Annotated in this window: 12 protein-coding genes; 10 read left to right on the top strand and 2 right to left on the bottom strand. The window is 57.8% G+C overall.

Annotated features, from left to right (window positions below; genetic code table 11):
• Positions 1 to 103: 103 nt before the first annotated feature.
• A complete protein-coding gene (ygfZ, locus tag SERAS12_RS20520) occupies positions 104 to 1,096 on the bottom strand; it encodes a tRNA-modifying protein YgfZ (protein WP_013814382.1) in 993 nt (330 codons plus the stop codon).
• Between the two features lie 324 nt (positions 1,097 to 1,420).
• Here ygfZ and sdhE point away from each other — a divergent pair, with 324 nt between their 5' ends.
• From sdhE to creD, 5 genes are all read left to right on the top strand, one after another.
• The gene (gene sdhE / locus SERAS12_RS20515; RefSeq protein WP_004952428.1) at positions 1,421 to 1,687 is read left to right on the top strand and encodes an FAD assembly factor SdhE; all 267 of its coding nucleotides are present in this window, start codon (positions 1,421 to 1,423) and stop codon (positions 1,685 to 1,687) included.
• Positions 1,668 to 2,090 carry a protein YgfX gene (locus SERAS12_RS20510; protein ID WP_013814381.1) on the top strand — a complete coding sequence of 141 codons (423 nt, stop codon included), beginning with the start codon at positions 1,668 to 1,670 and terminating at the stop codon, positions 2,088 to 2,090. Before sdhE ends, SERAS12_RS20510 begins: the two co-directional genes overlap by 20 nt.
• Entirely contained in the window at positions 2,090 to 2,785 is a 696-nt protein-coding gene (gene creB, locus SERAS12_RS20505) for a two-component system response regulator CreB (protein WP_013814380.1), read from the top strand. The genes SERAS12_RS20510 and creB overlap by 1 nt, the downstream gene beginning before the upstream one ends.
• Complete coding sequence (creC, locus tag SERAS12_RS20500) at positions 2,782 to 4,200, top strand: two-component system sensor histidine kinase CreC (protein WP_013814379.1); 1,419 nt, start codon at positions 2,782 to 2,784, stop codon at positions 4,198 to 4,200. Before creB ends, creC begins: the two co-directional genes overlap by 4 nt.
• An 84-nt stretch (positions 4,201 to 4,284) precedes the next feature.
• Entirely contained in the window at positions 4,285 to 5,649 is a 1,365-nt protein-coding gene (gene creD, locus SERAS12_RS20495; RefSeq protein WP_013814378.1) for a cell envelope integrity protein CreD, read from the top strand.
• Between the two features lie 37 nt (positions 5,650 to 5,686).
• Here creD and fldB read toward each other — a convergent pair whose 3' ends face one another.
• A complete protein-coding gene (fldB, locus tag SERAS12_RS20490; RefSeq protein ID WP_004952413.1) occupies positions 5,687 to 6,205 on the bottom strand; it encodes a flavodoxin FldB in 519 nt (172 codons plus the stop codon).
• 106 nt (positions 6,206 to 6,311) lie between these two features.
• On the opposite strand from fldB, the gene xerD reads away from it, so the two are divergent.
• From xerD to lysS, 5 genes are all read left to right on the top strand, one after another.
• Positions 6,312 to 7,211, top strand: coding sequence for a site-specific tyrosine recombinase XerD (xerD, locus tag SERAS12_RS20485; RefSeq protein ID WP_013814377.1), 900 nt, complete (start codon positions 6,312 to 6,314; stop codon positions 7,209 to 7,211).
• 27 nt (positions 7,212 to 7,238) lie between these two features.
• The gene (gene dsbC, locus SERAS12_RS20480; RefSeq protein WP_004952410.1) at positions 7,239 to 7,955 is read left to right on the top strand and encodes a bifunctional protein-disulfide isomerase/oxidoreductase DsbC; all 717 of its coding nucleotides are present in this window, start codon (positions 7,239 to 7,241) and stop codon (positions 7,953 to 7,955) included.
• Between the two features lie 6 nt (positions 7,956 to 7,961).
• Positions 7,962 to 9,695: a single-stranded-DNA-specific exonuclease RecJ gene (recJ, locus tag SERAS12_RS20475; RefSeq protein WP_013814376.1), complete on the top strand. Its 1,734-nt coding sequence runs from the start codon at positions 7,962 to 7,964 to the stop codon at positions 9,693 to 9,695.
• 165 nt (positions 9,696 to 9,860) lie between these two features.
• Positions 9,861 to 10,959 (top strand): peptide chain release factor 2 gene (gene prfB, locus SERAS12_RS20470; RefSeq protein ID WP_013814375.1). Its coding sequence is split into 2 segments (ribosomal slippage): positions 9,861 to 9,935 and positions 9,937 to 10,959, totalling 1,098 coding nucleotides; the frame shifts between segments, so codons are not numbered across the junction.
• A gap of 9 nt (positions 10,960 to 10,968) precedes the next feature.
• Complete coding sequence (gene lysS, locus SERAS12_RS20465) at positions 10,969 to 12,486, top strand: lysine--tRNA ligase (protein WP_013814374.1); 1,518 nt, start codon at positions 10,969 to 10,971, stop codon at positions 12,484 to 12,486.
• Positions 12,487 to 12,498: the final 12 nt, after the last annotated feature.

Genomic DNA, 12,498 nt, shown 5'->3' with positions numbered 1-12,498 from the left:
GCACCCCAGTCACTTACTTGAATAAGTGACTGGGAATGTACTTGCTTGCTGCAGCGCGAAATCTGTTGCGGATGGGCTAAGACGCTCTGACTGATTCCCGTTTTTATTTTTCTTCTATCAACGAGTATGGCAAGGGTTTGATCGTCAACTGACTGGCGGCATCGTCACGTACCCGCAGCTTGCTGTCGGCATCCAAATCGTTATTCAACACCGCTTGCACCCAAAGCCGGCCATCGGTCAGCTTGCCGGCGGCCAGCACCGTACCGGTCCGGCGCCAGTTTTCGCCCAACTGCAGTTCGAGATCCTCAGCGGCCAGCGGCACCCGCCCGGCGTTGCCTTCCAGCCAGTACAGTGCACGCTTGTTGGCACCGCGGAACTTGGCGCGAGCTACCATCTCCTGGCCGGTATAGCAGCCCTTACTGAAGCTGATGCCCTCCAGCGCCTGCAGGTTGGTGGCCTGCGGAATCAACTGCCCGCTGTTGGCGGCGTCAATCACCGGGTAACCGGCTTCGATATCCAGCGTCAGCCATTGTTGGCTGTCGTTCAGTTCTGCCTGTTCGTTCAGCTTGTCGGCCAACTGTTCGGCGATGGCCGCGGTGGTCACCAGCAGAAAACGTTCCGCCGGCACAGAGAAGTGCAGCAGGGTGGTTTCACCGTCCTGCACCACCTGATGCTCAGCATCCGGCAGGCTGTTGAATACGCCCGCCAACGCTGCGCGTGCCTGAAAACCGGCTACCCCCAGCAGCACCGCTTCGCTATCGACGGCAATGGTGAGTTTGGAGAACACCGCGTATTTCTTGATTTCCGCCAGTTGGCTGTCCAGTACGCTGCGGCGTTCCAGATAGGCAAAGTCTTCACCGCGATGGAACAGACGCAGGTTGCTCCACATTTTGCCTTTGGCATCGCAGTGGGCGCACAGCACGTGACGATCGGCCGCCAGCGCTTCGATGTCTGCAGTCACCTGGCCCTGAAGGTATTTCACCCTGTCCGGGCCGCTCAGCGTCACCAGCGCCCAATCCTCCAAAGAGATCAGGGTCAGGGGCAGATGGGAAGAGGCGGAAGGCTGACGGGGTGGAAATGGAATTTTATACGCCATAGTAAGATCCTGCTTAACGTTTAGCTTACCTGAAGGTGTGTTGGCCCCATGGTAAAAGAGGCGGCGGGCTTTGCAAACTGTTATTCACGCTTGCCGCCTCGGCAGCGCTTTTTTTGACATTTAGCGCTTTATTCCACTTTACGTAGAGAACGTCCTTCCCGGCGAGTATGTCAAATTGTTACTCTATGGGATTACGGCCAAAGGTAACCCTTGCAGACAGATCTTTGGCCGATGGAATTATATCGCGCAGGCGTTGCCATACAGTGTGTCGGTTGAACCCTGCGATGGCTTTTGCCACGCCGAAAAGAGGTTAGTCATAACAACATGGATATTAATAATAAAGCACGTATTCACTGGGCCTGCCGCCGTGGCATGCGTGAGCTGGACATCTCAATCATGCCGTTCTTCGAGCATGAGTACGATCAGTTGAATGACACAGACAAAGCGTTGTTTATCCGCCTGCTTGAGAGCGACGATCCCGATCTGTTCAACTGGTTGATGAATCATGGCGCTCCGCAAGACAGTGAACTGCAGAGAATGGTGACACTGATCCAGACGCGAAATAAAGACCGTGGCCCAGTGGCGATGTAATGTCCGCATTTCCTGGCGCACCCAGTTACTTTCGCTGCTGACCCACGGCGTTCTTATCCTGCTGATCCTGATTTCGCCCTGGCCGGAAGGCTACGGCCCGATCTGGCTGGTGTTGTTGACGCTGGTGGTATTTGAATGCATCCGCAGCCAAAAGCGCATTGCGTCACGGCAGGGCGAGCTGCGTTTGCTGGCGAATAAGCGGTTAAGTTGGCACGGACAGGAATGGTTGCTGGTAAAGCAACCCTGGATGCCGCGTTACGGCATTTTGCTGACGCTGCAGCCGATACAGGGCAAAAAATGCCGCCGGCTGTGGTTGGCCTCCGACAGCATGGGCAAAGCCGAATGGCGGCATCTGCGCCAGTTGTTGCTGCACCCGTCGGCCGATGATGACGAGGAACCCTGATGAAGCCGACGCTCTGGCTGGTGGAAGATGAGCCCAGTATTGCCGATACGCTGATTTACACCCTGGAGAGCGAAGGCTTTCAGGTACGCTGGTTCGAACGTGGCGAACCGGCATTGCTGGCATTGGCGCAAGGAGCGCCCGCGCTGGCCATCCTCGATGTCGGCTTGCCGGACATCAACGGTTTTGAACTGTGCCGCCGTTTGTTGTCGCAGTCGGCGGATTTACCCATTCTGTTTCTGACCGCCCGCAGTGACGAAGTCGATCGCCTGATCGGGCTGGAGATTGGCGCGGACGATTACGTCGCCAAACCTTTTTCTCCCCGCGAAGTCAGCGCCCGCGTGCGTACCATTCTGCGTCGCCTGCAAAAACAGCAGCGTCTGCAACAGCCCGCGCTGTACACCTTTGGCCCTTTTGACCTGGATGAACCTGCGGCGACCCTTTATTACCATCAGCAGCCGCTGCCGCTGACCCGCTACGAATTTCTGCTGTTGAAAACGCTGCTGCTGGCACCTGGTCGGGTGTTTTCACGCCAGCAACTGATGGACAGCGTTTGGACGCAGGCGGAAGAAAGCCTGGATCGCACCGTCGACACCCACATCAAAACGCTGCGCGCCAAGCTGCGAGCGATCGATCCCGGTGAACCGCCTATTCACACCCACCGGGGCATGGGCTACAGCGTGAGCCGCCAATCATGAGAATCGGCCTGCGCCTGCTGCTGGGGTATTTCCTGATTGTGGCGGTGGCGGGCTATTTCGTACTGAGCATTTTCCTACAGGAAGTAAAGCCTGGCGTGCGGCGTGCGACCGAAGGCACCCTGGTGGACACGGCTAACCTGCTGGCGCAAATAGCGCGCCTGGACCTGCAGCGCGACGATGTGGCGCACGGGCAACTGGCGCAGGCATTCATCCAACTGAATCAACGGCCGATTGGCGCCAATATTTCCGGTATCCGCAAGGATCGCAGCGAATATCACGTGTACCTCACCGATGCGAGCGGCACGGTTATTTTTGACTCTGCCGGCCAGGCGGTCGGCCAGAACTACTCACGCTGGAATGATGTTTATCTGACGCTGCGCGGCCAATATGGCGCACGCAGTACGCGCAGCAATCCGCAGGATGAAAACAGCTCGGTGATGTACGTCGCCGCGCCGGTGCTGGAGCAGGGCAAGATTATCGGCGTGCTCAGCGTAGGTAAACCGAACAGCACCATGGCACCGGTGATCAAGCGCAGCGAGCGGCGCATTCTGTGGGCCGGCGCGCTGCTGCTGGGCATCGCCTTGCTGATCGGGCTGGGCTTCGTCTGGTGGATCAACCGCTCGATTGGCCGGCTGGTGCGCTATGCCGATGGCGTAGCGCAGGGTGAAAGCGTGCCGTTGCCAAAAATGGGCAGCCACGAGCTGACGCAACTGGCGCAAGCGCTGGAAAGTATGCGGATGAAGCTGGAAGGTAAAGCTTATATCGAACAGTACGTACATACCCTGACCCACGAGTTGAAAAGCCCATTGGCGGCGATCCGCGGCGCAGCCGAGTTGTTGCAGGAATTGCCGCCGCCGGCGACCGCCCGGCGATTTTTGACCAATATCGAGCAACAAAGCGTCCGTATTCAGCAATTGGTGGATAAATTGCTGGTGCAGGCGCGGCTCGAGAGCCGGCCCGGCCTGGAATTGGCACCACTGGCGATGGCGACATTGGTGCGCCAGGCAGTGGCGGGTAAAGAAGCTCAGGCGGCGCAGTGCGGCGTTGCGTTGCAGGTGGATGCGCTGGAGGAGATCACGCTGATCGGCGATGGGCTGCTGATTAGTCAGGCGCTGACCAATCTGCTCGACAACGCGCTGGATTTCACCCCGCCGGGCGGGGCCGTCAGCGTGTGCGGCGAACGCCAGGAGAGTCACTACCTCATCACCGTCAGTGACAACGGCAGCGGCATCCCGGATTACGCGCTGGACAAAGTGTTTGAGCGTTTCTATTCGCTGGCACGAGCCGATAAGCCCAAAAGCAGCGGGCTGGGCCTGAACTTTGTGCAGGAAGTGGCACGACTGCATCGGGGCGGCATTCAGTTGCACAACCGCCCACCACAGGGCGTGATAGCCGTTTTCACTTTATCGCTCTGACTTCACCGTCCCTTCACATAACCACATCCTGTTTTCACCTGCCGGTTTTATCGTGGTGCCATTACCTACAAGGAGCGCGCAGCGATGATGAAATCGGTACTGTTTTGGAAAATAACCACTCTGCTGGGATTGATGATTTTAATGATTATCCCGGTGACGCAGTTGATGAACGTGATTGAGGAGCGCAGTGGCTATCGCCAGAGCGTGGTTGGGCAGGTGAGCGAAAGCACCAGCCGGGCGCAGCGCATTTTGGGGCCGTTGATTGTCATCCCTTATATCGAGCGGGAAGAGAAGAAGGACGACAAGGGGCAACCGGTAGTGCAGAGAGTGAGACACTATCGTTATCTGCTGCCGGAGAGTTTACAGGTCAGCGGCAAGCCGAATGTAGAGGTACGCAAGCTGGGTATCTATCAAACTCAGGTATATCAGGGGCCGTTAAAGTTTCAGGTGAAATTCGGTCAGCCGGATTTGGCTGATTTGCAGCGCAGCAACGTGACTCTCGAACAGCCCTATTTGCTGGTTGCGCTCAGCGACTCACGCGGCATCAAGAGCATCTCGCCACTTGCCAGCACCCAGCCGCCAACCCCCTTTGAACCGGGCACGCGAGTGGATGCATTGCCGCAGGGCATTCATGCGCCGCTACAGCTTGCCGCGTTGCAAAAAGAGGGGCTGGATGCCGATTTTACCCTGACGCTGGCGGGTACCAGCAGCTTGTCACTGGTGCCGCTCGGCCGCAGCAGCGAATTAACGCTGCAAAGCAACTGGCCGCACCCCAATTTCCTCGGCAATTTCCTGCCGGATGAACGCAAGGTGACGGAAAAAGGCTTCAGCGCCCGCTGGCGTAGCACCTGGTTCGCCAACAACATCAACAGCGCGTTTCACTATGACGATGGGATCATTGACGAAGACAAGCTGCCGGCCTTCAGCGTCAGCCTGATTGAACCCGTGGATCACTATCAACTGACCGAACGTGCGGTGAAATATGCGGTGCTGTTTATCGGGCTGACGTTTATGGCGTTCTTCCTGTTCGAAACCCTGACCGGCTTGCGGGTGCATCCGATCCAGTATTTGCTGGTCGGTGCCGCGCTGGTGCTGTTCTACCTGATCCTGCTGGCGTTCTCCGAACATTTCGGCTTCGCCACCGCCTACCTGTTGGCCAGCGTGGCCTGCAGCGGCCTGATTGCCTTTTATCTCAGCGCGGTGCTGCGCGGTAAGCGGCGCGGGGCGATGTTCGCCGGTAGCCTGCTGATGCTTTATGGCGTGTTGTACCTGCTGTTGCAGTCGGAAGATAATGCGCTGGTGCTCGGAGCCGGGCTGTTGTTCGCTATTCTGGCGGGGATCATGCTGCTGACGCGTAAGCTGGACTGGTATCAGGTGGCTGATCCGGCGCGCTTGAGCGGCGAAACGCCGACCGGTGACGGAGAAAACCGCTTCCGGTTGTGGAAATAAGCAGAGGCGTTGGGCGCGGCAATCGCGCCCATTGGCATTACAGCAGCGGTTCCATCTCCAGCAGGATCTGTTCGCACCACTGTTGCAGGCGATCTTCGCTCATGTCGTATTGGTTCACCTCATCCAGCGCCAGGCCGACGAAGTGTTTGCCATCGGCGCTCAGCGGTTTCGGGCTGGTGAATTCAAAACCTTCAATGGGCCAGAAACCGATAAACTGCACGCCGAGCGGGGCGATGTGATCGTGCAACATACCGAGCGCATCGAGGAACCATTCACCGTAGCCGAGCTGATCGCCCATGCCGTACATGGCGACGATTTTTCCTTTCAGATCCAGCGTCGTCAGTTGCGGCCAAATCGCTTCCCAGTCTTCCTGCAATTCACCGAAGTCCCAGGTAGGAATGCCGAGGATCAGGATGGAATATTCTTCCATCAACTGCGGGGAGACGTCTTTCAGGTTGTGCAGGTCGACCAGGTCTTCGCCCAGAATCTCACGGATTTTTTCTGCCGCCATCTCGGTGTAGCAGGTGCTGGAGCCGTAAAACAGACCAATCTTCATTTTTAAACCGTTATGTTACCGTTCGTGGAATGGCATCGAGTGTACCAGATTTGTACTGGCTTAAGGCATAATGGCGCAGGTGGAAAGCTAACAAAGAGAGGACCGCGTGCAACAGCAAGAGAGTGCGCTGATTGAGCAATTCCTGGATGCGCTGTGGCTCGAACGCAATCTGGCAGAAAATACGCTGGCCTCTTACCGGCTGGATCTGCAGGCGCTGACCGCCTGGCTGAACCATCAAAATACCTCACTGTTACAGGCGCAGGCGCTGGATTTGCAGGCGTTTCTCGCCGAACGGGTGGAGGGGGGCTACAAGGCAACCAGCTCTGCGCGTTTGCTGAGCGCCATGCGCCGCCTGTTCCAGTATCTGTACCGTGAAAAACTGCGGGAAGACGATCCGACCGCGTTGCTCGCGTCGCCGAAGTTGCCGCAGCGGCTGCCGAAAGATTTGAGCGAAGCGCAAGTCGATGCCTTGTTGCAGGCGCCATGCGTCGATCAGCCTCTGGAGCTGCGAGACAAGGCGATGCTGGAGGTGCTGTACGCCACCGGTTTGCGGGTGTCCGAACTGGTCGGGCTGACCATCAGCGACGTCAGCCTGCGCCAGGGCGTGGTGCGGGTGATCGGTAAAGGCAACAAGGAACGGCTGGTGCCGCTGGGCGAGGAGGCGGTGTACTGGATAGAAAATTATCTGGAGCACGGTCGCCCGTGGATGGTCAACGGCCAGGCGCTGGATGTGCTGTTCCCAAGCAACCGCTGCCAGCAAATGACCCGACAGACGTTCTGGCATCGCATCAAACACTATGCGATCCTAGCGGGTATTGATAGCGAGAGGCTGTCACCGCACGTGTTGCGTCACGCATTTGCCACCCATTTGCTGAACCACGGAGCCGATCTCCGTGTCGTACAGATGTTATTGGGGCACAGCGACCTCTCGACCACGCAAATTTACACGCATGTAGCGACCGAACGACTTAAACAGCTACATCAACAGCATCACCCGCGTGCGTGACACGCCGGGCTCAAAAGGATTGGAAGAATGAATAAAGGTTTAATGCTGCTCTCTCTGCTGGTGGCTTCGGTGACCGGCGCGGCCCACGCCGACGATGCGGCAATCAAAAAAGCGCTCGGCAGCCTGGGCATTCAGCAGGCGGAAGTACAGCCTTCCCCGGTTAACGGCCTGAAAACCGTGCTGACCGATAACGGCGTGCTGTACGTGACCGAAGACGGCAAACACATTCTGCAAGGCCCGCTTTACGACGTCAGCGGCAAAGAACCGGTTAACGTCACCAACCAATTGCTTACCGGCAAGCTGGAAGCGCTGAAAGATCAGATGATCGTCTACAAAGCGCCAAAAGAAAAACACGTGATCACCGTGTTTACCGACATCACCTGCGGCTATTGCCACAAGCTGCACCAGCAGATGAAAGAGTATAACGATCTGGGCATTACCGTCCGCTATCTGGCGTTCCCGCGCCAGGGGCTGAACTCCCAGGCCGAGAAAGACATGCAGTCAATCTGGTGCACCGCCGACAAGGCCAAGGCTTTTGATTCCGCCATGAAAGGCGATGCAGTGTCCCCGGCGACCTGTAAAACCGACATCAGCAAACACTATGCGCTTGGCGTGCAGTTCGGCATTCAGGGCACCCCGGCGATCATTCTGGAAAACGGCATGATGATCCCGGGCTATCAGGGGCCGAAAGAGATGGCCGCCATGCTGGATGCGCATCAGACCGCAACCAAAACCGGTGGTTAATCGCCGGTGAGCATCAAAACACAACTACGCCGCCGTGCGGCGACGGACGACAGCCATCTGCCAGCCAGCCTGCACCCGCTACTGCGCCGTTTATACGCGCTGCGCGGCGTTAAGGCTGAGCAGGAACTGGAGCGCAGCGTCAAAGGCATGCTGCCCTGGCAGCAATTGGACGGTATCGACACCGCCGTTGGCATTCTGCAGCAGGCGCTGGCCGCGAGTCGCCGCATCATGGTGGTGGGGGACTTCGACGCCGATGGCGCCACCAGTACCGCATTGACGGTGTTGGCGTTGCGCAGCATGGGCGGCAGTGCGGTTGACTACCTGGTGCCGAACCGCTTCGAGGACGGCTACGGCCTGAGCCCGGAAGTGGTCGAGCAGGCGGCGGCGCGCGGCGCAGAGTTGATCCTGACCGTGGATAACGGCATCTCTTCTCACGCGGGCGTCGACGTGGCGCACGCCAAGGGCATGCAGGTTCTGGTTACCGACCACCACCTGCCGGGGGAAACCTTGCCGGCGGCGGAGGCGATCGTCAACCCGAACCTGCGCGGCTGTGAGTTCCCCTCCAAATCCTTGGCCGGCGTCGGTGTGGCTTTCTATCTGATGCTGGCGTTGCGTGCCCGGCTGCGTGACAGCGGTTGGTTTGAACAACGTGCGTTGGCGATGCCGAACCTGGCAGAGTTGTTGGATCTGGTCGCTCTCGGCACGGTTGCCGACGTAGTGCCGCTTGACGCCAACAACCGCATTATGGTGTATCAGGGCCTGAATCGCATTCGCGCCGGCAAGTGTCGGCCGGGCATCCGGGCGCTGCTGGAAGTGGCCAACCGTGATGCGCGCCAACTGGCGGCCAACGATCTTGGCTTTGCGCTGGGGCCGCGGCTCAATGCCGCCGGGCGGCTGGACGACATGTCGATTGGCGTGGCGCTGTTGCTGAGCGATGACATTGCGCAGGCGCGCATGCTGGCCAACGATCTCGATGCGCTTAACCTGACACGGCGTGAGATTGAGCAGGGCATGCAGGTCGAGGCCTTGCAGCTGTGCGATGAACTGGAGCGCAGCAGTACCGCCTTGCCGTATGGACTGGCGATGTATCATCCGGAATGGCATCAGGGCGTGGTGGGTATTCTGGCCTCGCGCATCAAAGAACGTTTCCACCGCCCGGTGATTGCGTTTGCGCCGGCGGGCGAGGGCATTCTGAAAGGTTCCGGCCGTTCGATAGCCGGCCTGCATATGCGCGACGCGCTGGAGCGGCTGGATACGCTGAATCCGGGCTTGATGATGAAGTTTGGCGGCCATGCGATGGCGGCCGGGTTGTCGCTGGAAGAGGCCAAATTCGACGAGTTTCGTCAGCGCTTTGGCGAACTGGTGGGGGAATGGCTCGATCCGGCGATGCTGGAAGGGGTGATTTGGTCTGACGGCGAACTGGCGATGCAGGAGCTTTCGCTGGAAACGGCGGAGTTGTTGCGCGAGGGGGGGCCCTGGGGGCAGGCGTTCCCGGAACCGACTTTCGACGGTAAGTTCCGTATCCTGCAACAGCGGCTGGTGGGTGAGAAACACCTGAAGCTGATGGTGGAGCCGCTTGGCGGCGGCCCGTTGCTCGACGGCATCGCCTTCAACGTGGACACCACCCTGTGGCCCGACAGCAGCGTGCGTGAAGTTGAGCTGGCCTATAAGCTCGACGTCAATGAGTTCCGTGGTAACCGCAACGTGCAGTTATTGATCCAGCACCTCTGGCCGCGTTGATTTTTCCTGAACGGGCGCGGTGATGCCGCGCTTGCTTCAGATACAGATCCTTCCCCCACAAAAACTGACCAACTCGCTATAAACTGACGCCCGGATCCGATAGAATTACCGGTTCTAATGGCATTTCGCCATCGACGACATCAACGTAAAAGAACGCTAAAAACCATGTTTGAAATTAATCCGGTAAAAAACCGAATTCAGGACCTGTCCGAGCGGACTGCCGTTCTTAGGGGGTATCTTTGACTATGATGCCAAGAAAGAACGCCTAGAAGAAGTCAACGCCGAGCTGGAACAGCCTGATGTTTGGAACGACCCCGAGCGCGCACAGGCGCTGGGTAAAGAGCGCGCGGCGCTTGAAGCCATCGTGGAAACCATCGATCAGCTGGAACAGGGCGGCGAAGACGTCACCGGCCTGCTGGAACTGGCGGTTGAAGCCGACGATGAAGAAACCTTTAACGAAGCCGTAGCCGAACTCGATCAACTGTCTGCCAAGCTGGAACAATTAGAGTTCCGCCGTATGTTCTCCGGTGAATATGACAGCGCGGATTGCTACCTGGACATCCAGGCCGGCTCCGGCGGCACCGAAGCACAGGACTGGGCCAGCATGCTGCTGCGCATGTACCTGCGCTGGGCGGAATCCAAGGGCTTCAAAACGGAAGTGATTGAAGAATCCGACGGCGACGTCGCGGGGCTGAAATCCGCCACCATCAAGATTATCGGCGACTACGCGTTCGGCTGGTTACGCACTGAAACCGGCGTGCATCGCCTGGTGCGCAAGAGCCCGTTCGACTCCGGCGGCCGCCGTCATACCTCGTTCAGCTCGGTGTTTATCTATCCGGAAGTGGACGACGATATCGATATCGACATCAACCCGGCAGACCTGCGTATTGACGTTTACCGCGCCTCCGGTGCGGGTGGTCAGCACGTAAACAAAACCGAGTCGGCGGTACGTATTACCCACTTGCCGACCAACATTGTGGTGCAGTGTCAGAACGACCGTTCTCAGCATAAGAACAAGGATCAAGCGTTTAAACAGCTGCGAGCCAAGCTGTACGAGTTTGAGATGCAAAAGAAAAATGCTGATAAACAGCAGATGGAAGACAACAAGTCCGACATCGGCTGGGGCAGCCAAATCCGTTCTTACGTGCTGGATGATTCCCGTATCAAGGATTTGCGCACCAACGTTGAAACGCGTAACACGCAGGCCGTATTAGATGGCGACCTGGATAAATTCATTGAGGCAAGTTTGAAAGCCGGGTTATGAGGAACAGAAATGTCTGAGCAACAACCACAGGGCGCCGATCAGGCGTTGGAACTCAATAATGAGTTGCAGTCACGCCGTGAAAAACTGGCCGGGCTGCGCGAGAACGGCATTGCGTTCCCAAATGATTTCCGTCGCGACACCACGTCCGACAAACTGCACGCTGCATACGGCGATAAAGATAACGAAGAGCTGGAAGCGCTGGGCGTAGAAGTTACCGTTGCAGGCCGCATGATGACTCGCCGTATCATGGGCAAAGCATCATTCGTTACGCTGCAGGACGTCGGCGGCCGTATCCAGCTGTACGTTGCGCGCGACGATCTGGCGGAAGGTATTTATAACGAGCAGTTCAAGAAGTGGGACCTGGGCGATATCCTTGGCGCTCGCGGCAAGTTGTTCAAAACCAAGACCGGCGAGCTGTCTATTCACTGTACCGAACTGCGCCTGCTGACCAAGGCCCTGCGCCCGTTGCCGGACAAGTTCCACGGCCTGGCCGATCAGGAAACCCGTTACCGCCAGCGTTATCTGGACCTGATCGCCAACGATGAGTCGCGCAACACCTTCAAGGTGCGCTCTCAGGTGATGGCGGGGATCCGTAACTTCATGGTGGAACGCGGCTTCATGGAAGTCGAAACCCCAATGATGCAGGTGATCCCGGGCGGCGCTTCTGCGCGTCCATTCGTGACTCACCACAATGCGCTGGACATCGATATGTACCTGCGTATTGCCCCGGAGCTGTACCTGAAGCGTCTGGTGGTGGGGGGCTTCGAGCGGGTGTTCGAAATCAACCGTAACTTCCGTAACGAAGGCGTTTCTCCGCGTCATAACCCAGAGTTCACCATGATGGAACTCTATATGGCTTACGCGGATTACAAAGACCTCATTGAGCTGACCGAGTCGCTGTTCCGCACCCTGACTCAGGACGTGCTGGGCAAAACTCAGGTGCAGTACGGTGACGAAGTGTTCGACTTCGGCAAGCCGTTTGTAAAACTGACCATGACCGAGGCGATCAAAAAATACCGTCCGGAAACCGAGCTGGCCGATCTGGCTGACATGGGCAAGGCGGTGGCTATCGCTGAATCCATCGGTATCAAGATTGAGAAGAGCTGGGGCCTGGGCCGTGTAGTCACCGAGATCTTCGAAGAAGTGGCGGAAAGCCACCTGATTCAGCCGACCTTCATTACCGAATACCCGGCGGAAGTGTCCCCGCTGGCGCGCCGTAATGATGAGAACCCGGAAATCACCGACCGTTTCGAGTTCTTCATTGGCGGACGTGAAATCGGTAACGGCTTCTCCGAGCTGAACGACGCGGAAGACCAGGCGCAGCGCTTTGCTGATCAGGTGAATGCGAAAGACGCAGGCGATGACGAAGCGATGTTCTACGACGAAGACTACGTCACGGCGCTGGAGCACGGTCTGCCGCCGACGGCTGGCTTGGGTATCGGCATCGATCGCATGGTTATGCTGTTCACCAACAGCCACACCATTCGCGATGTGATTCTGTTCCCGGCAATGCGCCCGCAGAAATAATCTTTTGCGGTG

Origin of the sequence: Serratia sp. AS12 (assembly GCF_000214195.1) — a bacterium.
In the GTDB taxonomy this organism is placed as follows: Bacteria; Pseudomonadota; Gammaproteobacteria; order Enterobacterales; family Enterobacteriaceae; genus Serratia; species Serratia plymuthica.
The sequence above is the reverse complement of the archived record's forward strand: the minus strand, read 5'-3'. Positions and strand labels throughout refer to the sequence as shown.

Bases quoted from the DNA above. Each gene is read 5' to 3' on its own strand.
- sdhE (WP_004952428.1), top strand. From the start codon at position 1,421: ATGGATATTAATAATAAAGCACGTATTCACTGGGCCTGCCGCCGTGGC.
- creC (WP_013814379.1), top strand. From the start codon at position 2,782: ATGAGAATCGGCCTGCGCCTGCTGCTGGGGTATTTCCTGATTGTGGCG.
- creB (WP_013814380.1), top strand. From the start codon at position 2,090: ATGAAGCCGACGCTCTGGCTGGTGGAAGATGAGCCCAGTATTGCCGAT.
- ygfZ (WP_013814382.1), bottom strand. From the start codon at position 1,096: ATGGCGTATAAAATTCCATTTCCACCCCGTCAGCCTTCCGCCTCTTCC.
- lysS (WP_013814374.1), top strand. From the start codon at position 10,969: ATGTCTGAGCAACAACCACAGGGCGCCGATCAGGCGTTGGAACTCAAT.
- dsbC (WP_004952410.1), top strand. From the start codon at position 7,239: ATGAATAAAGGTTTAATGCTGCTCTCTCTGCTGGTGGCTTCGGTGACC.
- fldB (WP_004952413.1), bottom strand. From the start codon at position 6,205: ATGAAGATTGGTCTGTTTTACGGCTCCAGCACCTGCTACACCGAGATG.
- creD (WP_013814378.1), top strand. From the start codon at position 4,285: ATGATGAAATCGGTACTGTTTTGGAAAATAACCACTCTGCTGGGATTG.